This window comes from Acidimicrobiales bacterium (genome assembly GCA_041394245.1).
Taxonomy (GTDB): domain Bacteria; phylum Actinomycetota; class Acidimicrobiia; order Acidimicrobiales; family Aldehydirespiratoraceae; genus JAJRXC01.
Window position 1 is genome coordinate 605,304 of the sequence record JAWKIR010000003.1, and the last position, 20,934, is coordinate 626,237.

Here is a 20,934-nt window from a genome sequence, read left to right on the forward strand (position 1 = left end):
CTCGCTGCGTGTCACACCCCCTCTCTACGCTGGGTCGAGCGGAGCTCGACCAACCCACTTCGCCACGCGGTACCGAAGGTCATCTCGAATGGCATCTCTGGGCGGTCCATCACGACGACTCGTTGTCTGGAGCCCGCTCATGCCCGTCGCCCCATCGCCGACAGAAGACACCCGATCGCTCGCCGATCGGTTCCGATCACTCACCGATGTCTGGAGTCGCAGCCTGGTTCGCATCGTGGACCTGGCCGCGGCGTTCGCGGACTCGACCGAATGGGTGGTGGCCGGGTCACCGACCGCCGCGCACCATCTCGCGGCGATCGCCGACGTCGACGTGGCGACGGTGCGCGAATGGATCCGGATCGGCCGGCAACTGCGCACCCTGCCCGCGTCCGCGGATGCGTTCGCGTCGGGCGTCATCTCCTACTCGAAGCTGCGGACCCTCTCCCGGGTCGCCACCCCCGACAACGAGCGAGAGCTGCTGGAGATCGCGTGCGACGTCGCTGCCGGTGAGCTCGGCCGTGCCTTGGCGGCATGGATGGGCCGAAACTGCGATCCCGAGGATCTCGATGCCCACCAGCAGCGCCGGCGCGCCATCCGCGAGCGGGTGGAACCCGACGGCATGACGACAGTGACGATGAACCTCCCGCCGCTCGTCGCAGGTGCGTGGTCGGCTGCGCTCGACACGCTCGTGATGCGCAACCCACCTCGCCCGGGCCACGCGTCCGCGGACGCGTGGCCGACCCTGGCGCAGCAGAAGGTCGACGCACTCCACACGCTGCTCACCCAGGGCGGCTCGGGATCGATCGTCGAGGTCGTACTCCATGTTCGGGGCGATGGCTGCACGCTCGACGACGGCACACCGATCCCCGGGTCGGTCGTCGAACGGATCGCTCCCGACTCGTTCCTTCGGGCGCTGATCCACGATGCCGAGTCCCGCCCCGTCAACGCGTCCGGCCGGCAACGCCATCCGACGACCCGTCAGAAGCGGGTCGTCACCGCGCGCGAGCCCGCGTGCCGAGACTGCGGACGTACCGACCTCCTCGTGTTCGACCACGTCCCGAGCTACCAGGAGTCGCAGCACACGCTCGTCGAGGAGCTGGAGGTCCGGTGTTCGCCGTGCCATCGGCGCCGACACGCCTCGTGACCGGCTTCAGCGGTACCGGTCGACCAGCGCGGCACCGATCGAGGCCAGCTGGTCCCGCACACCCGCAGGGCCGGTCACCTCGAGCCATTCGACCAGCCCCGCGAGCTCGCCGGCGAGCGCGTACTCGTTGTGGCCACGGATCACGACCTCGATGCGGCCGTCGCTCGTGGAACCACCCACCTCGAGGCGACCGCCGAGCATCATCCGGAGCAGGCCGATCCCCTCTGGGGAGCATGTCGCCCGGATCTCGAGGGGTGTTCGCTTGCGATCGACCTCGTCGGCGATCTCGCGCCAGCTCTCGGCAAGGTCGAAGTCGTCGGGTCGGTGCACGGGATCGCCGGTCGGATCGACCGACGACACGCGGTCGACACGGAAGGTCCGTCGGCCGGCGTCGGTGTTGGCGACGAGGTACCACGTCGGACCCTTGGCGACGATGCCCAGGGGATGGAGGGTTCGCTCGGTTTCGTTGCCCGTGCGATCGACGTAGCCGAGGCGCACCTGAACGCCGCGGATCACTGCGTCCTGGAGCTCGTCGAGGAAGCGGGGTGGTCGATGCTCGATCGGACCGGACCCCCAACGTTGGGAGTCCACCACCATCGACGCCGCGGCTGCTTCGGCCTCCACCCGGAACGGCTCGGGCAGGGCCTGCACGAGCTTGCGGAGCGCGGCTTTCACCGTCGGCGTTGCCGCCGAGGCCGGACCGGCGACCAGGAACAGGGCGCGGGCCTCGCTCGCGGTCAACCCCGACAGGTCGGTGCGGGCGCCGCCCACGAGGCGCCAGCCGCCGCCGCGTCCCTGTACGGAGTACACGGGCACCCCGGCCATGGCCAGCGCTTCGAGGTCGCGGCGCGCCGTGCGCTCGGAGACCTCCATCTCCCGCGCGACCTCTGCCGCGGTCACCTGCTCGCGCTGCTGCAGCAGGAGGAGGATGGCCACCAGCCGGTCGGTCCGCACTCGGCGATACTTTCACAGCAAACCGGTCATGGTCTGACCGGTTTACCGTGACAAGGATGGCGACATGACTTCACCGATCAACTCGACCACCCATGACCACACCGACCCCCGTCCGATTCTCGACCGTGCGGTTGCCACCTGCGGGTCCGTCGTCGCCGGCGTCCGGCCCGACCAGCTCACCGCCCCCACCCCGTGTTCGGAGATGGACGTGCGCGCCATGATCACGCACCTCGTCGGCGTGCTCGACCGGATCGCCGCGCTCGGGCGGGGCGAGGACCCGTTCGCGGTCACCGAGACGCCTGCACCCGACGACGGTTGGTCCGCCGCATGGACGAGCGCGGCCCGCCGCGCTGCGGAGGCGTGGCGCGACGACGCCGTGCTCGAACAGCCCATGGCGCTGCCGTGGATCCAGGGCACCGGCGCCGACATCCTGGCGTCCTACCTTTCCGAGCTGACGGTCCACACGTGGGACCTCGCCACCGCAACCGGCCAACAACCCGAATGGGACGACACCGTCGTCGCCGCAGCGCTGGCCGCGCGTGACATCCTCCCCGCCGAGAACCGCCTCGCGCTCTTCGAGGAGATCTCCATGGCGATGGGGCTCGACGAGGTCGCGGTGCCGTTCGCCGAGGCCGTCACGCTCCCCGACGATGCCCCGGCCATCGACCGCCTCGTCGCGTGGAACGGCCGCGATCCCCGCCGCTGAACCGGGCGTTCGGGCACTCAGGGAACGAAGAGCCGAGCGACGAAGTCGGCGTGGCGCCCGATCACTTCCGGGTCCATCGGGCTTCGACCGCTGAGCCGCTCGTTCTCGGGGGCGAGCGCGAAGAACAACGAGCTCGCCCCGACGAGCGCGTAGTGCAGATGGGGCGCGAACTCCTCGCCGTCGGCCAGCGGGGCGATCTGGGCATGCCAGGGACGCACGTGCGTGTCGACGAGCCAGCGCATGCGGTCGCCGTCGGATCGACCGGCGTCGACCATGAAGTGACAGAGCTGTGGGCGTTCCGCGGAGAACCGGACGTAGGAGCGAACCGCCGAACGGATGCCTTCGTCGCCTGCGTCGGGGTCGACCGGCGGCACGTGTGCGGCGAGATCCGCGAACAGCTGGTCGGCGGCGGCACGCCACAGGTCGACCTTCGCCGCGAAGTGGTAGGTGAGCAGGCCCTGGGTGACATCGGCGCGCGCGGCGATGTCGCGAGTTCCGGCGCCGTCGTAGCCGTTCTCGGCGAACGCGTCGATCGCGGCATCGACGATTCGTCGCCGCGTCGTCTCCCGCTGTTCGGCCCGAGTGGTCACCATGAGGATCCTATGGGGGCTTCGTGGTCGGCCGACCCGGTGCCGGCGGGCACGGAGCGGTCGAGGATCTGCGCCATCACAGCACGGAGCGTGTCGGTCGGATCGGGCGGGAGTGAGGTGCTGCGCCAGGCGACGATCCGGTCCGGTCGCACGAGCAGCGCACCGGCGTCGTCCACGCTGCGCCGGCGGGCCCAGTCGCCGTAGGCGTCGTTGAACTCGTGGCCGAGCGACACCGTCACCGGCGCGATGTCGACGCCGAACTCGCGACCCACCGCGATCGCCGCGTCAGCCCAGGCGGAACCGGACGCGCCGGTCAACAGCGTGAACCGGTCGTAGCCACACACGTCGAGGGTCGAGATCTCGTGCTCGTCTCGGGTCAGCCACACGTGGGGCAGCGGACAGCCGGGGTCCGTGGCCGGCTCATAGTGGAGCTCGGGGTCGCGGGTCGGCGCCGACACGCGACCGTCCGGCACGATCGCGGCGGACGCGTAGCGCTGCCCCATCTCGACGCCGTGGGCGTTGAACTGGCCGTCCATCAGCTCGAGTGCGTGCAGCACGCCGCGACGGTCGGACGCGCCGTCGGGGCCGAACAGGTGGGCCAGACGTTCGTCGATCTGGGAGTCGGTCATCCCGGGGCCGAGCCCGACGGCGGCGAACCACTCGGTCATCTCGTCGACACTCTGGTTGGCGCGGTCGACGATCTGGCGGCCGACCGGCTGCCGCTCGGCGTCGTAGGAGTCGAGAAGGCCGTCGCCCGCCCGGCCGCGTAGGACGAGGGCCAGCTTCCACGCGAGGTTGTAGGCGTCCTGCATCGACGTGTTCGAGCCGAGGCCGTTCGCCGGCGGGTGACGGTGCGCAGCGTCGCCGGCGATCAGTAGGCGCCCGCGTCGGTAGGTGGCCGCGACGACATGGTTGAACTCCCAGGGGCTCACCCGCTTTATCGAGAACGACACGTCGGCGTCGCCGATCGCGGCGCGAACGCTGTCGATCACCGCCGACTCGTCGAGGTCGTTCTGCGCAAGTCCCGGGCGGAGGAAGATGGTGCTCCACTCGTGGAAGGGCTCGACGCAGGTCCAGACACCGATGAAGTCGTCGCTCTCCGGTGTCACCGTGACGAACAGCGCGCCCGGACGGTGGGCGGTGTAGCGCTCGAGGTCGGCCTCGATCCAGACGGTCACGGCGTGGCCCTTCCCGGCTCGGCCCTCGAACTCGAACCCGCCGTCGCGTCCGACCACGGTTCGGGCCCCATCACAGCCGATGACGTAGCGGGCGTCGACGGCGAACTCGGGGCCGCCGTCGCGCGGTCGCACGATCGACCTGACGCGGCTGCCGTCGGCCGACGGGGTGACGGAGACGACCTCGTGGTGGTGGCGGATGTCGGCGCCGAGCTCGACGGCGCGAGCGAGCAGGATCGGCTCGAGCACGTGTTGGCCGACGTTGCACATCGCCGTCGGGCTCGCCGACCGATAGTCGCCGATGCGATCGTCGCCGGCGCCCCAGGTCATCTTCCGGGACAGCTCCCGCCCGGCGAACGCCGTCGCGAACACCTGCGTGCCCATCTGGTGGTGCGGCAATGCTCGCGCCTGTACGGCGTCCTCGATGCCGAGGTCGCGGAGGATCTCGACCGCCCGCTGGTTCGTGATGTGTGCTCGTGGGGCGTCGGCGGTGCCGTACTTGGTGAGCGTGACGGCGTCGACGTCCAGGCGCGCGAGCAGCGCCGCCATGGTGAGGCCCGCCGGGCCTGCGCCGACCACGAGCACGTCGGTTTCGATTCGTTCCATGGGTCGTTCCCCGCTTTCGCTGTTCAGTTGACAAGCCAATCTGCCTGCGCCTATGTTGCCTTGTCAAGTGACCAGTAGAAAGGACGTCCGATGCCGAGTCGCATCGCACCACCACCGGCCGGCGAGCTCGACGCCCACGCGCCGATCTTCGAGGCGTACGAGCAGATCCTCGGCTTCGTCCCCGAGACGTCGAGGACGATGGCTCGCGTGCCGGGCCTGCTCGAGAGCTACGCCGCCCTGGCCGTGACCGTTCTCGGGAGCGGTCTGATCTCGGAGCAGCTGGCCCAACTCGTCGCGAACGTGACCAGCGCGGCGTCGGGCTGCCGGTACTGCCAGGCCCACACGATCGCCCACGCCGAGCGCCTCGGGACATCACCCGAGCGTCTCGCCGACCTGTGGTCGTTCGAGACCAGCGAACGGTTCGACGACGCCGAACGAGCGGCGCTGCGCCTCGCCTTCCATGCCGGCCAGCATCCCAACCAGGTCGCCGACGCCGATGTCGAGGCGTGTCGTCGCCACTTCGACGACGACCAGATCGCGGCCATCCTCGCCGTCTGTGCCCTGTTCGGTTTCCTCAACCGTTGGAACGACAGCCTCGCCACCGAACTCGAGCCACCGGCTCTCGACGCGGCCGACCGCCACCTCGCGTCACAGGGGTGGAGCGCCGGCAAGCACGCACCGGCTGCGTCGGCGGTGATGGGCGGGGGATCATGAGTTTCGTGCTCGCCAACGTCGACGGTCGTGCCGCACTGGTCCACGGTGAACACTGGTACGACCTCGAATCCGTGTCGAACGGCGACCTCGGTCCCGACCCGATGACGGTACTCGGCTTCCCCGAACGGCTGGCCGAGTTGGCCGCCACGGTCGATGCCCACGAGCCGGGTGGTCGCCTCGACCCCGCCCGCCTCGGTCCGCCGGTTCCCCGACCACGCAACGTGTACGCGATCGGTCTCAACTACCAGGCGCACGCCGAGGAGGGATCGATGGAGGTGCCGGTCAACCCGCTGGTGTTCACCAAGTTCCCCTCGTGCCTCGTCGGCCCGACCGCCGACATCGAGATGCGCAGCGACCTCGTCGACTACGAGGGCGAGCTCGTCGTGGTGATCGGCCGCGGTGGTCGAGACATCGACCCGTCGGACGCGTGGGACCATGTCGTCGGCCTGACGGTCGGCCAGGACATCTCCGACCGGGCGGTCCAGTTCGCGGCGACACCGCCGCACTTCGATCTGGGCAAGTCGTTCGACACGTTCGGGCCGATCGGACCGGTCATGGTCTCGCCCGACACGGTCGATCGCGATCGGCTGCGGATCGTCACCGAGGTCGACGGCGAGGTCCGCCAGAACGCCACGATCGACGAGATGATCTTCGATGTCCCGACCCTCGTGTCGTACCTGTCGCGGGTGACGACGCTCTCGACCGGCGACCTGATCTTCACCGGTACGCCCGACGGGATCGGCGCCGCCCGGGGGGAGTTCCTCGCCGACGGTGCCGTCGTCACCACCCGCATCGACGGTATCGGCACGCTCACCAACCGTTGCGTCCGTATCAGCGACCACCACGTCTGCTGACCGCTGAAAGAGAGGACCCACCCTCATGTCCGACACCCCCACCCGGCTCTCGCTGAGCCACGCGACGGTCGCCGTCCGCAACCTCGACGCCATGCTCGACTTCTACTGCGATGTGCTCGGCTTCGTCGTCACCAATCGCGGTGCGGTCGGCGATGGCGAGATGGCGTTCATCTCCCAGGACCCGGGTGAGCACCACCAGCTCGTCTTCGTGTCGGGGATGCCCCAGCCCGACCACCAGTTCGTGATGACCGACCACATGGCGTTCCGGACGGGCGACCTCGACGACCTGCGCGCGATCGGCGCCGAGCTCGACGCCGCTGGCGTCGAGGGCGTGATCCCGATCGATCACGGCAATGCCTGGTCGCTCTACTTCAACGACCCCGAAGGCAACGGCCTCGAGTGCTTCGTCGACAGTCCGTTCCACGTGGCGCAGCCCTTCGCCGATCAACTCGATCTGTCGGCCGACGATGCCACGGTCGAGTCGACCACCCGCACTCGGATCGAGGGAGACCGCGAGTTCCAGCCGCTCGACGACTGGAAGGCGGCCTTCCGGGCCCGCCTCGACGGCCGGCGAGCGGAGGGGTAGCGATGGACCTCGGAATCGCCGGGCGACGCGCCGTCCTGCTGGGGTCGAGTCGCGGCCTCGGTCGCGCATGTGCGGAGAGCATCGCCCGAGAGGGCGTCCACGTCGTTGTCAACGGACGGAACGCGGCCGACGTCGACACCGCCGTCGCCGAGTTGCGCGCCGCGTACGACGTCGACGTGACCGGCGTGGTCGGCGACTCGTCGACCGCCGAGGTGCACGACGCCCTGCTCGCGGTCTGCGCCGAGCCCGACATCGTGCTGCTCAACGGTGAGGGCCCGCCTCCGACGCCGTTCTCGCGCCTGACCGACGAGCAACTCGGCGGTGCATTCCGCCAGGCAGTCGTCGGGCCGGTCGCGTTGCTGCAGCGGGTCGTGCCGGGCATGGTCGAGCGCGGCTTCGGCCGGGTCGTCGCCGTCAGCTCCGCGATGGTGAAGACCCCGAAACCGTTGATGAGCCTCTCGCACGGCACCCGGCTCGGGCTCGCCGGCATTCTCAAGGGGCTCTCGAAGGAGGTCGTGGCGCACAACGTGACGGTCAACCAGCTGCTCCCCGAGCGGTTCGACACCGGACGCCAGCAACAGATGGCCGAGTTGGTGATGGCGCTCAGGGGGATCTCCTTCGACGAGGCCCGCGCCGAACAGATCGCGTCGATCAAGGCCGGTCGCCTCGGCCGCCCATCGGAGTTCGGTGACGCCTTTGCCTTCCTCTGCTCCGCGCAGGCGGGCTACCTGTCGGGTCAGAGCCTCCAGCTCGACGGCGGCAGCTACGACGGGCTGTTCTGATGGCCGACACCGAAACGACCGTTGATGTCGACGTCGACGTCCTGATCGTGGGGGCCGGGCCGGTGGGGATGCTCGGCGGCATCCTCGCGTCCCGCCACGGGCTCACGGCGCTCGTGGTCGAGCGCCGTGACGGTCCGCAGACGGCGCCGGCGGCGCACGTCGTCAACGCTCGGACCTACGAGATCTGTCGCCAGGCCGGGCTCGACATGGAGCGGATCCATGCCGCCGGCAAGGACCGCGCCGACGCCGGCCACGTGAACTTCGTGACCCGCCTCACCGGCGACCTGATCGGCCGGCTGCCGTTCGAACGACAGGGCGACGCGTGTCTCGACTACACACCCACGCCGTTGCGCAACCTGTCGCAGCACCGGTTCGAGCCGATCCTCGCCGATGAGCTGCGGGCCGCGCCCGGCACAGAGCTCCGGTACGGCCACCGGTGGGAGCACTCCGAGGAGGGCGACGAGGTGGTCCTCTCGGAGGTGACCGACCTGTCGAGCGGTGCGGCGCTCCGTGTCCGCAGTCGGTTCGTCGTCGGATGTGACGGGGCGGGCAGTCGGGTCCGAAAGCAGCTCGGGATCGAGCTGCAGGGGCCTCCGCTCCTGCAGTGCTACGTGATGATCCACTTCGGCGCGAACCTGCGGGCCCTGACCGCCGAGCGGCCCGCCGTGCTCCACTTCGTGCTCGATCCGACGGCGAGTGGCGTGTTCGTCGCGCACGACGTCGAGTCCGACTGGGTGTTCATGCACGCGATCGACCCGGCCTCGGAATCGGTCGACGACTACGACGACGAGCGCTGCCGTGACATCGTCGACCGGGCGGCCGGGGCGGCGCTCGACGGTGAGATCCTCGGGGTCGGCACCTGGTGGATGAGCTCGCAGACGGCCGAGTCGATGGGTGCGGGCCGGGTGTTCCTGGCCGGTGACGCCGCGCACCGCTTCCCGCCGACCGGCGGGCTCGGCCTCAACTCGGGCGTGCAGGACGTCCACGGTCTGATGTGGCGGATCGCCGCGGTCGTCGACGGACGCGCGTCGACCCGCCTGCTCGACAGCTACGCCGACGAGCGTCTCCCCGTCGCCCGCGACAACGCCCACCAGTCGCTCACCAACGCGTCCAAGCTGTTCGAGCTGTCGGCGGCTCTCGGCACCGACGTCGAGCCCACCAGCGAGCGGATGCACGCGTCGCTCGCCGATCCGGTGCTCGCCGACCGGATCGCCGCCGCCGTGGAGCTCCAGCGCGAGCACTTCGACCTGTTGGGCCTGCAGCTCGGCTACGTCTACGCCGAGGGCGCCGTCGTTCCCGACGGCACCCTGCCCGACCCGGGCTCGCCCAGCGAGTACGAGCCCACGGCCCGCCCGGGCGCCCGGCTGCCCCATGCCTGGCTCGACCGGGTCGGTGGCACTTCCACGCTCGACCTGGTTCCGGTCGATCGGCCGATCCTCGTCTCCTTCGGTCGCCACGAGCAGTGGGCGGCAGCGCTCGACGGGGCGCCGGTCCTGCTCGTGCGGGTGGGCATCGACACGCCACCGCTCGACGAGTGGCGAACGCGATGCGAGGTCGGCGTCGACGGCGCGCTCCTCGTCCGACCCGATCAACACGTCGCCTGGCGAGCGGAGGGTGTCGGCGAAGCGAGTGCACTCGGCCGAGCGCTCGAAGTGATCGCCGGTCGGGTCACCGAGGACCGCGATGACGAACGCACCGATCCCGTTGACGGGTGACGTGACCCGTCCCGAGGACCGGCTCGTCCGCCGGCCGAACGTGCTGTTCGTGATCTGCGACCAGCTCCGGGCCGATCACCTCGGCTTCGCCGGCAACCGAGTGGTGCAGACCCCGAACATCGACGCCCTCGCCGCTCGCGGCACGGTGTTCGATCGGGCCTACGTCAACAACCCGGTGTGCATGCCGAACCGCTCGACGCTGATGACCGGGCGCATGCCGTCGGCCCACCGGGTGGTGTTCAACGACCGGTCGTTGCCGATCAACGCGACGACCTTCGTCGGCCGCCTGCGCGACGAGGGGTGGCGCACGACCCTGATCGGCAAGTCGCACCTCCAACACGGCGAGAGCAAGGACTCGGTGCTCGACCTCGGCATCCCGGGTGCGTGGTCGCCCTTCGCCGACGGCTGGGACACGCTCGAACACCCCGAGCGGTACCTCGACGGTGAGCCGCCCGAGATCACCGACTTCTACGGTTTCGACCGCGCCGAGTTCACGGTCGGCCATGGCCTCTTCTCCGCGGGGCACGACTTCCGATGGGCCGTCGAGCGCGGCGCCGACCCGGACATCCTGCGAGCGGGGCTCGACCCGGCGGCCCCGTCGCCCGGACGGTCACCGCTGTGGTGGCAGATCCAGGCGGCGCCGATCCCCGACGAGGCGTCGTCCACGTCGTTCGTCACCGAGCGCACGATCGACGCGATCGAGCAGGCGGAGGCGGCCGGCGAACCATGGATGGTCTGGTGCTCGTTTCCCGACCCACACCATCCGATGGCACCACCCGAACCGTGGTTCTCCCGCCATCACCCCGACGAGATCGACCTGCCGGCCACGTTCGACGATCCCGGCGACGACTGGCCCGCCCACCTGCGGCGGTTCCGCGGGTTCTCGGTCGACAACGACGGGCGTCGCCCCTGGGTGTTGCCCTTCGGACCGACGCCCGAGATCCTGCGGGCAGCCACCGCCGCGACCTACGGCATGATCGAGGCGATCGACCACGGCGTCGGCCGGATCCTTGCCACCATCGACCGGCTCGGCGCCGACGACGACACGATCATCGTGTTCACGAGCGATCACGGTGACATGGGCGGCGACCACGGCCTCCTGCTGAAGGGCTCGATGCACTTCGAGGGCTGCATCCGCACGCCGCTCGTCATCGTCGACCCGCGTCGGCCCGCCGGGCGCACCGCGAGCCTCGCCGCCAGCGTCGATGTGCCCTCCACGCTGCTCGATCTCTGCGGCGTCGACCCCTTCCACGGAATGCAGGGCACCTCGCTCGCCCCTGTGCTCGCCGACCCGTCGGCCAGCGTGCGGGACGCCGTCCTGATCGAAGATGACTTCCCGCTCAACCCGATCGTCGGGACCTTCCCGCTCCGGACGCGCACCGTCGTCACTGCCACACACCGCTACACGCGCGATTCCGACGGGTTCGAGATGCTCTACGACCTCGACGTCGACCCCGGCGAGCTCACCAATCTCGCGGTCGACCGCCGGGATCCGGCGGCGCGCCGCGAGGCCCTCGAGGCGATCGTCGACGAAATGACGCGGGCCGACGATCTCACCCGTCTCGAGCCCGTCGGGATGATGCCTCCGCAGGGTTGAACGGCCCGATCGGCGCCACGTAGAGAGCCGTGAACAGGTCCTGCGACCCGGGCGACGGTCGTGAACCGACGAGGTGGTGTCCGATCGGCGAGTCCTGCGCCGGTGATCTCGCCCATCTGGTCTCGGTGGGACCGGGCCACGAGACCGTGTCGCCTACCGGTCGAGGAGAACCGTCTGCGCGGAGCAAGCCCTCTGAACAGGCCTTTCGTGGAGAGCGGGTGACGAGAATCGAACTCGCGTATTCAGCTTGGGAAGCTGCCCGGCCGGCTTGGCGCGATCGGCGGCTGACCAGCGTTTTCCCTGGTAGGTGGTGGTTTTCGGGGGATTGCGGTCGAACCTCTGAACCCCGCTCGCGCCCCCTGTTCCCCGATGTTCTAGGCACGTTGTAGGCACGAAGCTTGCACTACCAGTCGGCGAGGCTTGGTGTAGGTGCGCCCGGTTCTCGCCCGTTTCAGTCTGTGACGTCTGAAATGATCTTGGTGTCGACGCGTTCGCTTGTCCCGTCGGATATCCGCTGTGTGGCCGTAACGCTGCGGAAGTATCCGGACGCGTAGTCGTACTGGCCGAGGATGAGGTTCTCGATCTCGAATGACTCCGCAGCGTCTTCTATTTCAGTGTCGGTGGCTGTGGCCGGGAACGCCTGGCGGAGACTCTCCATGAGGATTGGGATGAAGGCCTCGGCGTCAGGCACGACGCGCACCTGAATTGCGACGCAGCCGTCATCGTCGACAAGGTCGAGGATCTCGATCGTCGTGGTTGCGGGGAAGGGTTCGCCGCCGAGGGTGTTGGGAAGCAGATCGCGGAACTCCAGAACCTCATCGACTGCGAGCTCGATCCCCTCCAATGAGTGAAGCACCTGAGGCTCCTCAGCGAAGATCTGTGTGAGGGCCTCGTCAGGCATGCCTGCGAAGAGCTGCCGGGTCTGTTCGAGGGCGAGATCCTCCGCCGGGATGATCTCGCCCAGGATGTCTATGGTGTCGAGCGCTGCCTGACGAACTTCGTCAGGATTCGTGACACCCAGCCACGCACGCTCCCCTCCAATTCGGTAACGGATTCGTTGGGGAGGCACCTCGGCGAGTAGCGGTGCGGCTTCGTCGAGAAGCTCCGCCGGAATCCCGAGATCGTCAAGCAGCGTTGGCTCTGCCGCCCAAAGAAAAGTCCATCCATCGCCGTCATCGTCTTCGACGGTGAGCTGCACCGGGGTCCTGCTGAGGCCGTCTGGTAGCTCCCGACGAGAGTCTTCGCGGCCGATCCGTAGCTCGAGCGTCCTCGCAACACCATCCGACCACGGGGGCGACGGAATCAGTGTGGTCGTCGATCGGGGCGCGGCGGTGCAGAGCGTCACAGCGTCGACTTCATCAGTCGGGTCGGTGCTCGCATCACTCGCACCGTCGTCATCGGTTCCTGGCTCCGGAGAAGCGCTATCAGTCGAGGTGTCCTCGCCGGAGAGTGTTGTTGTCGATGTCGACGCGGAAGTGGGCAATGGCGTTGCTTCAACGTCGTCGCTTCCGCAAGCGCCGGCCATGAGCAGTGTGACGAGGATGGCTCCTGCTGTGCGAGTCGAGGCATGCATGGCGACCATTATGGTCCGTTGGGGTGTTTGCACAGCTCAGGGTGTCCTGCTGTTCACTGCGTCAGGCTGGCCCTGTTGATCGGCGACTGCTCCGTTGCAGAGCCGATGAGCTTCATCGCCTGGTCAACGTCCGATGCGCATGGCGTTGTCGTGGCTGATGCCGTTGTCCTGGGTGAGCTTGTACACCGTCGATGCGGCGAGTGCTCGGCTGTGCAGGAACCCTCCCGTGACGCTCCTGCCTTGGGTTGGTCCGAGGCCAGCGGTCAGGCCATGGGCCGATTGGTGCTGATCGAGGCAGCCGATTGCGTTGTCCCATGCTCGGATGCGATCGCCCTTCATGGGCCGTTGGCCGATCACGTCGGTGACACGCTCGGGTCGGTTACGTCGAAGTTGGTGGGTGCGGATCCTCCGGTCGTCGGTCAGTTGCGAGTCGACGTCGTGTAGCTGGCTCTCCATCTCGGGTCGCCGAGCGTTGAGTCGGCCTGCGTCTGCGAGGTCGATCCGCAGCTCGTGGAGTCGGTCGCTCTCGTCCAGCGAATCGGGCCCGAAACCCCTGAATAGCAGGGTTGCTGTAGAGAGCGGGTGACGAGAATCGAACTCGCGTATTCAGCTTGGGAAGCTGATGTTCTACCATTGAACTACACCCGCGGAGACCGCTGATCGTAGCGGCTCAGGCGGGGATCGGACAGGCGGCGAGGCGGTAGGTGTCGAGGCGGCGCCGCAGCGTGTGGACCAGCAGCGCGATGGCGAGGAGTCCGACGACGGGTTGTACCGGGGCCCACCAGCTCAGGGCGCCGGAGGTACCGACGAGGGCGACGACGGCCTGGTTGCAGACGGGGCAGCCGACGGCGAGGAATGAGACGAACCCGCCCCAGACCGTGCGGGTCTGGTCCTGCTCGTCGCGAACGGTTGCCTGTTCGGGGCGGATCGCGAGGATGGTCCCGATGAGCGCGGCGGTCACGGCGAGGACCACGTAGTCGATGCCACGGGGATCGACGGGGCGGCCGAAGAGCGACGTGTTGACGAGATCGGAAGGGATCGCGATGGCGAGCGCGGCGAGCAGCGTGAAGGGGATCGCCCGCAGCCAGGTGACGGGAGGGAGTGCTCGGATCTGATCGAGCACGGTCAGGCCTCGATGGGCGAGCGCCACTCGACGGTCGTACCGCCGTCGGGGTGGGCGGCGACCCAGAAGCTGCCGCGGGTCATTCGAGCCCGCTCGGCGAGGTTGGTGTGACCGCTCTGACGCGACGGTTGTTCGGGCATGCCGATGCCGTCATCGCTGACCACGACGGTGACGGCGCCGTCCCGGACGGTCACCTCCACGGATGCCGCTGATGCCTCCGCGTGGCGGGCGACATTGGTGAGACTCTCGCGGGCGACGGCGAGGATGTGTTCGTGCAGCTCGTCGGGCACCCGGTCGACCGGACCGTGGAACGCCACTGATGGCTCGAATCCGAGCGAGGGAATCAGGCTCGTGGCGATCTCGACGACGCGGACCCGGAGGTCGTTCGCCTGCTTGTCGTTGCGGATGTCGAAGATCAGCGCGCGGATCGAACGGATGACGTCGTCGAGGGTGTTGACGCCGGCTTCGATTCTCGCCGCCTGTTCGGGGTCGCGGATGGTGGCCCCGGCGGCCTGGAGGCTCATCCCGAGCGCGAAGAGCTCCTGGATGACCGTGTCGTGCATGTCCTTGGCGATGCGCTCGTGGTCTTCGGCGAGGATGCGCCGGCGGGCCGAATCGATCTGGCGTTCCTCGGCCGCGGCGAGATCGGTGACGTCACGAACGGCGGCGATGACGAGATCGGCACCGAACGGCGACAGCGAGATCTGGACCGGGAACGCCGTCCCGTCGGCTCGCTTGGCCTCGAGGCGGAGCCCGGCACCCATCGTGCGCCGCTGGGGGCGCTCGTGAAATCCCTCGCGGAGCGCCTTGTGGCCGCCCGCGTACGGATCGGGCATGAGATCATCGACCGAGAGGCCGACCATCCCTTCGGCGTAGCCGAACATCCGCTCGGCCTCGAGATTGGCGAGCCGGATGCTGCCGGTCGCTTCGACGAGCAGCATCCCGTCGGGGATGCTCTCCCAGATTCCCCGGGCGTCGAGGCCTTCGAACGACTCGGTCACGGCTCCACCGTAGCCATGCTCGCCGAGATGTGCCGCGGGACGTTCGACCCTTTGCGGTCGCCGATTCCGCGCGGAAAGTGGGCAAATCCACGAGAGGAGCGGTCCGTGTCGCAATCAACAGTTTCGAGAGCATCCCGATGGAGTCCGGTGTCGTGGCGTCGCCATCCCGATCTCGAACCGACGCCGTGGCGTTCCACCGGGCACCGCCCCCGGGTGCTGATCGAGCATCACGATTCGTCGATCGGTGTCGCGGTGAGCAACCTGCTCGCCGCCGAGGACTACGACGTGAGTACCTGTGGAGGCCCGAACGATCACCGAGGCCACCAGTGCCCGTTGACATCCGGGGCCGACTGCCCCCGTGCCGAGGATGCCGACGTCGTGTTCTTCGGACTCGACATCTCCGACGAGGACGACCGTGAGGTCCTGCGAGCCTGGCGCTCACGTCATGCCGACATTCCGGTGATCGTGGAGATGCCGAAGGCGCGGATCGCCCTGTATGCCGAGGAGCTCGAGGGATGCGTCGCAATCCCGCAGCCGATGACGCGAGAGACGTTGCTCGCCGCCGTCGACCGCGTGCTTCGCTGAGCCGGCCGGCTCAGAGGTACTTGCGCTTCTGACGTTCTTCGAGGCGGGCGGCCAGCGCGGCCGCCTCGGTGCGGCGGACCATCCCGAGCTTGGCGAGCACGCTCGACACGTAGTTCTTCACCGTCTTCTCGGCGATGTAGAGCTCCTCGCCGATCTGGCGATTCGAGTAACCCTCACCGATGAGGTCGAAGACACGGCGTTCCTTGTCGGTCAGTTCCTCGAGCGCGCCGACCTCGGTGGACCGCAGTCGCTGCATCGCCATGCGGGTCTCGGCGGCGTCGAGCAGCTGTGCACCGCCAGCCACCTTGCGGATCGAGTCGATGAGGTCGTTGCCGCGGATCTGCTTCAGCACGTAGCCGGCCGCACCGGCGAGCGCGGCGTCGACCAGGGCGGCGTCGTCCTCGAACGAGGTGAGGATCAGGCACTGGGTGCCGGGGTGGGTGCTGCGGATCTCGCGGCAGGCGGCGATCCCGTTGCCGTCGTCGTCGCCGAGGCGCACATCGAGCACGGCGATGTCGGGTGCCGTCGCCGCGACCGTCTTGAGCATCTCGTGGGCGGTGGCGGCCTGACCGACGACCTCCATGTCGTCTTGTGCGTTGACGAGCTCGGCAACGCCGTGACGCACGATCTCGTGATCGTCGAGCAGCGCGACTCTGATCGGCACGGCCTCAGCCCGGGATCACTGCGGTCGGGCAGTGGGGCCGGTGGACGAGGGCTGTGGTGGTCGAGCCGAGGAAGAAGTGGCTGAGGCCGGTGCGTCCGCGCTGGCCGAGCACCAGGAGGTCAGCGGTCTCGGATTGGGTGAGCAGCACCCAGCGGGGGTCGCCCTCGGCGATCTCACGGATCACGCGGGAGCCGTCGACGCCGAGTTCGCCACAGACCCGGTCGGCCGCCTCGTTGACCGTCGCCTGGGCGGCGGCGCGTAGCGCCTTGAGGTCGAATCGGTTGACGCCGTAGAGGATCGGCCCGTCGACGGGTGTCTGCCAGGCCGAGATGGCGCTGATCGTCGCGTCGGCCGGGGCGTTCTCGATCGCCCATCGCAAGGCGGCGAGGGAGCTGTCGGAACCATCGACCCCGACCACGATGCGTTCGCTGGGACCAGCGGGGACCAACTCATCGTGGTGGGGGACGATGACGAGGGGTACGGGCGTGTGGTCGGCGCAGTGGCGAGCCACCGATCCGATCACGTTGGCCCGCACGGGCCCTCTGCCCCGTGTGCCGACGACCAACAGCTCGGCATCACGGGCGGCCTCCACGAGCACCGAGCCGGCATCGCCATGCTCGACGATCGGGGCTTCGTGGGGAATGTCGTCGCCGAGGTCGGCGACGAGCTTGTCGGCGGCTTCCTGCGCCGCGGCTGCCATCTCGTTGGCGGGTGGGGCCATGCCCGGCCCGAAGGGGCTCGGTGCCCAGACGGAGATCGGGTAGTCCCACGAGTGGACGGGTCGCACCGGGCCGAACTGATCGGTGCGGGCGGCGGCCCATTCGAGCGCGGCCTGCGATGCGTCGCTGCCGTCGACCCCGACGATGATGCCGTGGCGGTCGGTCGTGTTCGTGTCGTTCGTGGTCATTGGGGCACCTCCGTGGGCGATGTACCGATGCTACGACCGGTGACCTCGTCGGGGGCGATGCGAAGGACCCGTTCCTTGGCGCCATCGGCCCAGGGCGAGGTGTCGATCTCGCTGTCGTGCAGGACATCGAGGAGTCCTCGGGCTTCGTGGGCGGTGCCGTGGACCACCACCGACCATCCGGTCTGGGAATCGCCGTCGAGCTCGTCGATCTCGAACGCCACCCGTCCGCCCATGATCGCTGCGGCGAGCTTCGTGCCCTCGGCTGTGCGGATGACGATTTCGCCGTCTTCGATGACGTAGTTGACCGGGAAGATGTCGGGCTGGGATCCGACGGCCACGGCCATCCGACCCACGCGATGCGCGTGCAGCCGTTCCCAGCACACCGCCTCGGAGAGGGACGTGAGAGGAGAAGTGTCGCGAGAACCGGCCATGCTCCGATCATTGACACCCGAGTCGGAACGCGGCAAGGACCAACGTCCCGAATCCCGCCGGTGTCGGGATGCCCGCTCTTGTGTAGGGTCGCCGTCCGATGGCCGAACTGCGATTCACCTTCGGGACGATGGGGTCGGGAAAGTCGACCCAGGCCCTGCAGATCCACCACAATCTGCGCGCCCGCGGGCTCCACACGATCCTCACCACGCAGCTCGACCGGTCCGAGGGTCGGGTGTCGAGCCGTCTCGGCGTCTCGGCCGATGCCGAGGTCGTGGAGCCCCACACCGACCTGTTCGAACTGGTCCGTCGGCGCATGGCGCGACAGGGAAGTGTCGACGCGGTCATCTCCGACGAGGCGCAGTTCTACACGCCGACGCAGTGTGAGCAGCTCGCTCGGGTCGTCGACGAATTGGCAGTCGATGTGTATGCCTTCGGGTTGCTCACCAGCTTCCAGGGTGAACTGTTCCCGGGAACGGCGAGAATGCTCGAGCTCGCCGACCAGCGCATCGAGATCCAGGTCGAGGCCCGCTGCTGGTGCGGAGCCCGGGCCACCCACAACGCCCGCTTCGTCGACGGCCGCCAGGTCGTCTCGGGCCAGTTGAAGGTCGTGGGCGACACGTCCGGACCGACGTCGGGTGAGGTCACCTACGACCTCTTGTGCCGGTCGCACTGGATCGACGGCGCTCGCAAGGCCCGCGGGTCCCAGCTCGAGTTGCTCGGTGTCGACGATGCGCGATCCGATACCGATGATTTCGACCACAGCGGACCCGTCGAGGTCGATCCCGATGCCGTTCCCACACCTCTGAAAGCCAGCCGACGTTGATCCTCTCCGACCGCTCCATTCGCGAACAGCTCGATGCCGGCCGCATCGTGATCGACCCGCTCGACCCCAAGGGGCTCCAGCCGTCGTCGGTGGACCTGCGTCTCGATCGCTGGTTCCGGGTCTTTCGCAATCACATGATGAGTCACATCGACGTCAAGGCGAACCTCGAGGAGCTCACCCAGCTGGTCGAGGTGGGGGAGGACGAGCCGTTCATTCTGCACCCTGGGGAGTTCGTGCTCGGGAGCACCCTCGAGCGGATCGCCGTGCCCGACGACCTCGTCGCCCGGATCGAGGGCAAGTCGTCGCTCGGGCGGCTCGGTCTGCTCATCCACTCGACCGCCGGCTTCGTCGATGCGGGGTTCGACGGTCAGCTCACCCTCGAGCTGAGCAATGTCGCCAACCTGCCCATCACGCTCTATCCCCAGATGAAGATCGGGCAGATCTCGTTCCAGCAGATGACCACCCCGGCCGACGTTCCCTACGGTTCCGGTGAGCTGCGCTCGAAGTACAAGCATCAGCAGGGGCCGATGCCGAGTCGCTACTGGGAGAACTTCGACGAATAGGTCGGCGCTTTCCCCAGACCTGTGGACAACCTGAGGGTTCAGCGATACTGGGTGGCGGTGATGATGCCGCCGAGGATCATGCCGAGTCCGAGCAGCAGGATCGCGTTCGACGTGTCCCAGATCGAGCCGACATAGTTCAGCAGGATCGTCGCCACACCGAGGCCGAGAAGCCCGAACATGAGCACCGGTACCCATGGGGGGCTGGGAGGGAGATCTCCGCCGCCGGTGTGGGAGAACGTCTCGGGGGTGTAGCCGTCGGGGTGCGTGCCCTTCGGGGTGACCCGGCCGCCCGAGACGCGACGCTTGCTTGGCTTCTGCGACATGCCATGACTCTAGAGGGTGGACGGTTTCGTTCGACGGCCGGCGACCCAGGACGGAAATGACACCTGTGTGATTATCCCCCGGTTTGTCCACAGGCTGTGGATGAAACGCTCACTCGATCGGGGCGACGAGATCCATGTCCTCGAGGCAGTGCCGGGGCGCCTGTGGGTCCTCGTCGGGAGCGATCGTCATGCGGACCTCGGCACCGCAGATGCTGCACCGGTACGCGATCTTGACCTTGCGGAGCTCACCTGCGGGCGGGGGCTCGGGGACGGGCTGGGCCAGACCCCGCAGCATCGCCAGTCCGACCCGCATGATGAGGTAGCCGACCAGCACCGCGATGACGACGTTGACGACATTCACGACGGCAAGCCTACGGGCAGCGCAGCAGCGTGGCGGCGGCGCCCCCCGGACCGTGGGCGACGGCGACGAGCAGATCACCGGGGTCTGCGGCCGAACCGGCGGCGAACGAGATGCCATCAGCCACGAGGCGCAGCTCCTCCGCGGCGCCGGCATCGCCCACACCGAGGCTGCCGCCGGCCCGGTTGACGAGGGCCGGGGCGATGCCGAGGCGGGTGATCGCGAGCAGGACGGCTGCTGCGGTCGGCTCGCCGATCTCCCAGCGGGTGATGTCCGACCTGGTCAGCCTGCCGATCGCACGATCGACAGCCGACGAGATCGCGCCGGTGGGATCGAGTGGGCTGCCGGCCGAGCGACCGACGCCGATGATCTCGGCGCCGACCGGCTCGCGGGTCAGCACGATCGCGGTGACGCCGTCGGCCGGCGGCGCGAACGAGAAGCCCGTCACGGCCCCGTCGGGATCGAAGCTCGGCGGCATTGCCGACGGATCGCCCGGTTGCTCCCTCGGTTCGTCGTGCGTGATGGGGGTGCCTCGTTGGACCGCGACCCGTTCGCCGGGACGCGCGTCGATCGCGGTCACCGATGGAGAAGACAGGATGGCCCGACGTTCGAAGCTGGCTGCGGCCCACTCGTCCTGGGCCGCGCGGGAGATCCCCGCAGCGGCCGCGGCCCGATCGGCCGCCGCGGGGGCGGGCAAGAGGCCTCCCTCGTGTTCGACGCGCGATGCCGGGCCGTCGCCCCAGGGTCGGCCGTAGGTACGGGCCAGCGCCGACGCGCCCGGCGGCACGGTGGATGCGCTGCACACGCCGAGGACCATGGCCGTGTCGATCGTCCCCGCGGCGATGGCGGCTGCGGCTGCGTGAAGGGCCGCGGTGCCGCTCGTCTCGGCGCGGTCGACGACCATGCCGCTCACGTGGTCGGGCCACCCCGCCGCCAGGATCGCCGCCCGCGCCATGTTGGCCCCCTGCGCCCCGACGGGTTCCGCGCAACCCACGAACACCTCATCGACCGAGAAAGTATGGGTGTCTGACCCCCATACTTTCTCGGCGGCGTTCATGAGCGTTGCGGCGAGGTCCACCGGATGCCAGCCGGCGAGGGCGCCGTCGACGCGAGTGAACGGGGTGCGGATCGCCGTGGCGACGTGGACGGGCATCGGCGA

General features: G+C 68.8%; 24 protein-coding genes and 1 tRNA gene. 11 read left to right on the plus strand and 14 right to left on the minus strand.

The window, feature by feature from the left end; all coding sequences use genetic code 11:
• The first annotated feature begins 139 nt into the window (after window positions 1-139).
• Window positions 140-1,144 carry a DUF222 domain-containing protein gene (locus R2707_17535; protein MEZ5246901.1) on the plus strand — a complete coding sequence of 335 codons (1,005 nt, stop codon included), beginning with the start codon at window positions 140-142 and terminating at the stop codon, window positions 1,142-1,144.
• 6 nt (window positions 1,145-1,150) lie between these two features.
• Here R2707_17535 and R2707_17540 read toward each other — a convergent pair whose 3' ends face one another.
• Window positions 1,151-2,098, minus strand: a complete 948-nt coding sequence (locus R2707_17540; GenBank protein MEZ5246902.1) for a WYL domain-containing protein — start codon at window positions 2,096-2,098, stop codon at window positions 1,151-1,153.
• 64 nt (window positions 2,099-2,162) lie between these two features.
• On the opposite strand from R2707_17540, the gene R2707_17545 reads away from it, so the two are divergent.
• Window positions 2,163-2,804 (plus strand): TIGR03086 family metal-binding protein, encoded by a 642-nt coding sequence (locus R2707_17545; GenBank protein ID MEZ5246903.1) that lies wholly within the window; start codon window positions 2,163-2,165, stop codon window positions 2,802-2,804.
• A 17-nt stretch (window positions 2,805-2,821) separates the two neighbouring features.
• Here R2707_17545 and R2707_17550 read toward each other — a convergent pair whose 3' ends face one another.
• A complete protein-coding gene (locus R2707_17550) occupies window positions 2,822-3,394 on the minus strand; it encodes a TetR/AcrR family transcriptional regulator (GenBank protein ID MEZ5246904.1) in 573 nt (190 codons plus the stop codon).
• On the minus strand, window positions 3,391-5,175 hold the full coding sequence (locus R2707_17555; GenBank protein ID MEZ5246905.1) for an FAD-dependent monooxygenase: 1,785 nt from the start codon (window positions 5,173-5,175) through the stop codon (window positions 3,391-3,393). The genes R2707_17550 and R2707_17555 overlap by 4 nt, the downstream gene beginning before the upstream one ends.
• Window positions 5,176-5,265: 90 nt before the next feature.
• Here R2707_17555 and R2707_17560 point away from each other — a divergent pair, with 90 nt between their 5' ends.
• The 6 genes from R2707_17560 to R2707_17585 are packed head-to-tail and all read left to right on the plus strand — an operon-like array spanning window position 5,266 to window position 11,423.
• Window positions 5,266-5,889 carry a carboxymuconolactone decarboxylase family protein gene (locus R2707_17560; GenBank protein ID MEZ5246906.1) on the plus strand — a complete coding sequence of 208 codons (624 nt, stop codon included), beginning with the start codon at window positions 5,266-5,268 and terminating at the stop codon, window positions 5,887-5,889.
• Window positions 5,886-6,743 carry a fumarylacetoacetate hydrolase family protein gene (locus tag R2707_17565; GenBank protein MEZ5246907.1) on the plus strand — a complete coding sequence of 286 codons (858 nt, stop codon included), beginning with the start codon at window positions 5,886-5,888 and terminating at the stop codon, window positions 6,741-6,743. Before R2707_17560 ends, R2707_17565 begins: the two co-directional genes overlap by 4 nt.
• Window positions 6,744-6,768: 25 nt before the next feature.
• On the plus strand, window positions 6,769-7,329 hold the full coding sequence (locus R2707_17570) for a VOC family protein (GenBank protein ID MEZ5246908.1): 561 nt from the start codon (window positions 6,769-6,771) through the stop codon (window positions 7,327-7,329).
• Between the two features lie 2 nt (window positions 7,330-7,331).
• A complete protein-coding gene (locus R2707_17575) occupies window positions 7,332-8,111 on the plus strand; it encodes an SDR family oxidoreductase (protein ID MEZ5246909.1) in 780 nt (259 codons plus the stop codon).
• Window positions 8,111-9,826: an FAD-dependent monooxygenase gene (locus R2707_17580; GenBank protein ID MEZ5246910.1), complete on the plus strand. Its 1,716-nt coding sequence runs from the start codon at window positions 8,111-8,113 to the stop codon at window positions 9,824-9,826. The genes R2707_17575 and R2707_17580 overlap by 1 nt, the downstream gene beginning before the upstream one ends.
• Window positions 9,795-11,423 carry a sulfatase-like hydrolase/transferase gene (locus R2707_17585; protein MEZ5246911.1) on the plus strand — a complete coding sequence of 543 codons (1,629 nt, stop codon included), beginning with the start codon at window positions 9,795-9,797 and terminating at the stop codon, window positions 11,421-11,423. The genes R2707_17580 and R2707_17585 overlap by 32 nt, the downstream gene beginning before the upstream one ends.
• 451 nt (window positions 11,424-11,874) lie before the next feature.
• On the opposite strand, the gene R2707_17590 is transcribed toward R2707_17585, so the two are convergent.
• The 5 genes from R2707_17590 to R2707_17610 form a co-directional block, all read right to left on the minus strand.
• The gene (locus R2707_17590; protein MEZ5246912.1) at window positions 11,875-12,996 is read right to left on the minus strand and encodes a hypothetical protein; all 1,122 of its coding nucleotides are present in this window, start codon (window positions 12,994-12,996) and stop codon (window positions 11,875-11,877) included.
• A 123-nt stretch (window positions 12,997-13,119) separates the two neighbouring features.
• Window positions 13,120-13,452 carry a hypothetical protein gene (locus R2707_17595; GenBank protein ID MEZ5246913.1) on the minus strand — a complete coding sequence of 111 codons (333 nt, stop codon included), beginning with the start codon at window positions 13,450-13,452 and terminating at the stop codon, window positions 13,120-13,122.
• Window positions 13,453-13,573: 121 nt separating this feature from the next.
• Window positions 13,574-13,644: transfer RNA gene (locus R2707_17600), tRNA-Gly, on the minus strand.
• A gap of 22 nt (window positions 13,645-13,666) precedes the next feature.
• A complete protein-coding gene (locus R2707_17605) occupies window positions 13,667-14,146 on the minus strand; it encodes a hypothetical protein (GenBank protein MEZ5246914.1) in 480 nt (159 codons plus the stop codon).
• Window positions 14,122-15,120 carry a PAS domain S-box protein gene (locus R2707_17610; protein MEZ5246915.1) on the minus strand — a complete coding sequence of 333 codons (999 nt, stop codon included), beginning with the start codon at window positions 15,118-15,120 and terminating at the stop codon, window positions 14,122-14,124. The genes R2707_17605 and R2707_17610 overlap by 25 nt, the downstream gene beginning before the upstream one ends.
• Before the next feature lie 147 nt (window positions 15,121-15,267).
• Here R2707_17610 and R2707_17615 point away from each other — a divergent pair, with 147 nt between their 5' ends.
• On the plus strand, window positions 15,268-15,705 hold the full coding sequence (locus R2707_17615) for a hypothetical protein (GenBank protein ID MEZ5246916.1): 438 nt from the start codon (window positions 15,268-15,270) through the stop codon (window positions 15,703-15,705).
• Between the two features lie 10 nt (window positions 15,706-15,715).
• Here R2707_17615 and R2707_17620 read toward each other — a convergent pair whose 3' ends face one another.
• The 3 genes from R2707_17620 to R2707_17630 are packed head-to-tail and all read right to left on the minus strand — an operon-like array spanning window position 15,716 to window position 17,707.
• Window positions 15,716-16,369, minus strand: a complete 654-nt coding sequence (locus R2707_17620; protein MEZ5246917.1) for a response regulator transcription factor — start codon at window positions 16,367-16,369, stop codon at window positions 15,716-15,718.
• Between the two features lie 4 nt (window positions 16,370-16,373).
• Window positions 16,374-17,276: a universal stress protein gene (locus R2707_17625; protein MEZ5246918.1), complete on the minus strand. Its 903-nt coding sequence runs from the start codon at window positions 17,274-17,276 to the stop codon at window positions 16,374-16,376.
• Window positions 17,273-17,707: a pyridoxamine 5'-phosphate oxidase family protein gene (locus R2707_17630; protein ID MEZ5246919.1), complete on the minus strand. Its 435-nt coding sequence runs from the start codon at window positions 17,705-17,707 to the stop codon at window positions 17,273-17,275. Before R2707_17630 ends, R2707_17625 begins: the two co-directional genes overlap by 4 nt.
• A 98-nt stretch (window positions 17,708-17,805) precedes the next feature.
• On the opposite strand from R2707_17630, the gene R2707_17635 reads away from it, so the two are divergent.
• Window positions 17,806-18,531 carry a thymidine kinase gene (locus tag R2707_17635; protein MEZ5246920.1) on the plus strand — a complete coding sequence of 242 codons (726 nt, stop codon included), beginning with the start codon at window positions 17,806-17,808 and terminating at the stop codon, window positions 18,529-18,531.
• Complete coding sequence (dcd, locus tag R2707_17640; protein MEZ5246921.1) at window positions 18,528-19,094, plus strand: dCTP deaminase; 567 nt, start codon at window positions 18,528-18,530, stop codon at window positions 19,092-19,094. Before R2707_17635 ends, dcd begins: the two co-directional genes overlap by 4 nt.
• A 38-nt stretch (window positions 19,095-19,132) precedes the next feature.
• Here the strand turns inward: dcd and R2707_17645 are convergent, their stop codons facing one another.
• The 3 genes from R2707_17645 to R2707_17655 form a co-directional block, all read right to left on the minus strand.
• Window positions 19,133-19,417 carry a cell division protein CrgA gene (locus R2707_17645; protein MEZ5246922.1) on the minus strand — a complete coding sequence of 95 codons (285 nt, stop codon included), beginning with the start codon at window positions 19,415-19,417 and terminating at the stop codon, window positions 19,133-19,135.
• Window positions 19,418-19,526: 109 nt separating this feature from the next.
• Window positions 19,527-19,778, minus strand: a complete 252-nt coding sequence (locus tag R2707_17650) for a hypothetical protein (protein ID MEZ5246923.1) — start codon at window positions 19,776-19,778, stop codon at window positions 19,527-19,529.
• Between the two features lie 10 nt (window positions 19,779-19,788).
• Window positions 19,789-20,928, minus strand: coding sequence for a hypothetical protein (locus tag R2707_17655; protein ID MEZ5246924.1), 1,140 nt, complete (start codon window positions 20,926-20,928; stop codon window positions 19,789-19,791).
• Window positions 20,929-20,934: the final 6 nt, after the last annotated feature.

Bases quoted from the DNA above. Each gene is read 5' to 3' on its own strand.
- R2707_17645 (MEZ5246922.1), bottom strand. From the start codon at position 19,417: ATGTCGCAGAAGCCAAGCAAGCGTCGCGTCTCGGGCGGCCGGGTCACC.
- R2707_17580 (MEZ5246910.1), top strand. From the start codon at position 8,111: ATGGCCGACACCGAAACGACCGTTGATGTCGACGTCGACGTCCTGATC.
- R2707_17545 (MEZ5246903.1), top strand. From the start codon at position 2,163: ATGACTTCACCGATCAACTCGACCACCCATGACCACACCGACCCCCGT.
- R2707_17590 (MEZ5246912.1), bottom strand. From the start codon at position 12,996: ATGCATGCCTCGACTCGCACAGCAGGAGCCATCCTCGTCACACTGCTC.
- R2707_17575 (MEZ5246909.1), top strand. From the start codon at position 7,332: ATGGACCTCGGAATCGCCGGGCGACGCGCCGTCCTGCTGGGGTCGAGT.
- R2707_17585 (MEZ5246911.1), top strand. From the start codon at position 9,795: ATGACGAACGCACCGATCCCGTTGACGGGTGACGTGACCCGTCCCGAG.
- R2707_17630 (MEZ5246919.1), bottom strand. From the start codon at position 17,707: ATGGCCGGTTCTCGCGACACTTCTCCTCTCACGTCCCTCTCCGAGGCG.
- R2707_17555 (MEZ5246905.1), bottom strand. From the start codon at position 5,175: ATGGAACGAATCGAAACCGACGTGCTCGTGGTCGGCGCAGGCCCGGCG.
- R2707_17565 (MEZ5246907.1), top strand. From the start codon at position 5,886: ATGAGTTTCGTGCTCGCCAACGTCGACGGTCGTGCCGCACTGGTCCAC.
- R2707_17560 (MEZ5246906.1), top strand. From the start codon at position 5,266: ATGCCGAGTCGCATCGCACCACCACCGGCCGGCGAGCTCGACGCCCAC.
- R2707_17635 (MEZ5246920.1), top strand. From the start codon at position 17,806: ATGGCCGAACTGCGATTCACCTTCGGGACGATGGGGTCGGGAAAGTCG.
- R2707_17625 (MEZ5246918.1), bottom strand. From the start codon at position 17,276: ATGACCACGAACGACACGAACACGACCGACCGCCACGGCATCATCGTC.
- R2707_17570 (MEZ5246908.1), top strand. From the start codon at position 6,769: ATGTCCGACACCCCCACCCGGCTCTCGCTGAGCCACGCGACGGTCGCC.
- R2707_17595 (MEZ5246913.1), bottom strand. From the start codon at position 13,452: ATGGAGAGCCAGCTACACGACGTCGACTCGCAACTGACCGACGACCGG.
- R2707_17655 (MEZ5246924.1), bottom strand. From the start codon at position 20,928: ATGCCCGTCCACGTCGCCACGGCGATCCGCACCCCGTTCACTCGCGTC.
- R2707_17535 (MEZ5246901.1), top strand. From the start codon at position 140: ATGCCCGTCGCCCCATCGCCGACAGAAGACACCCGATCGCTCGCCGAT.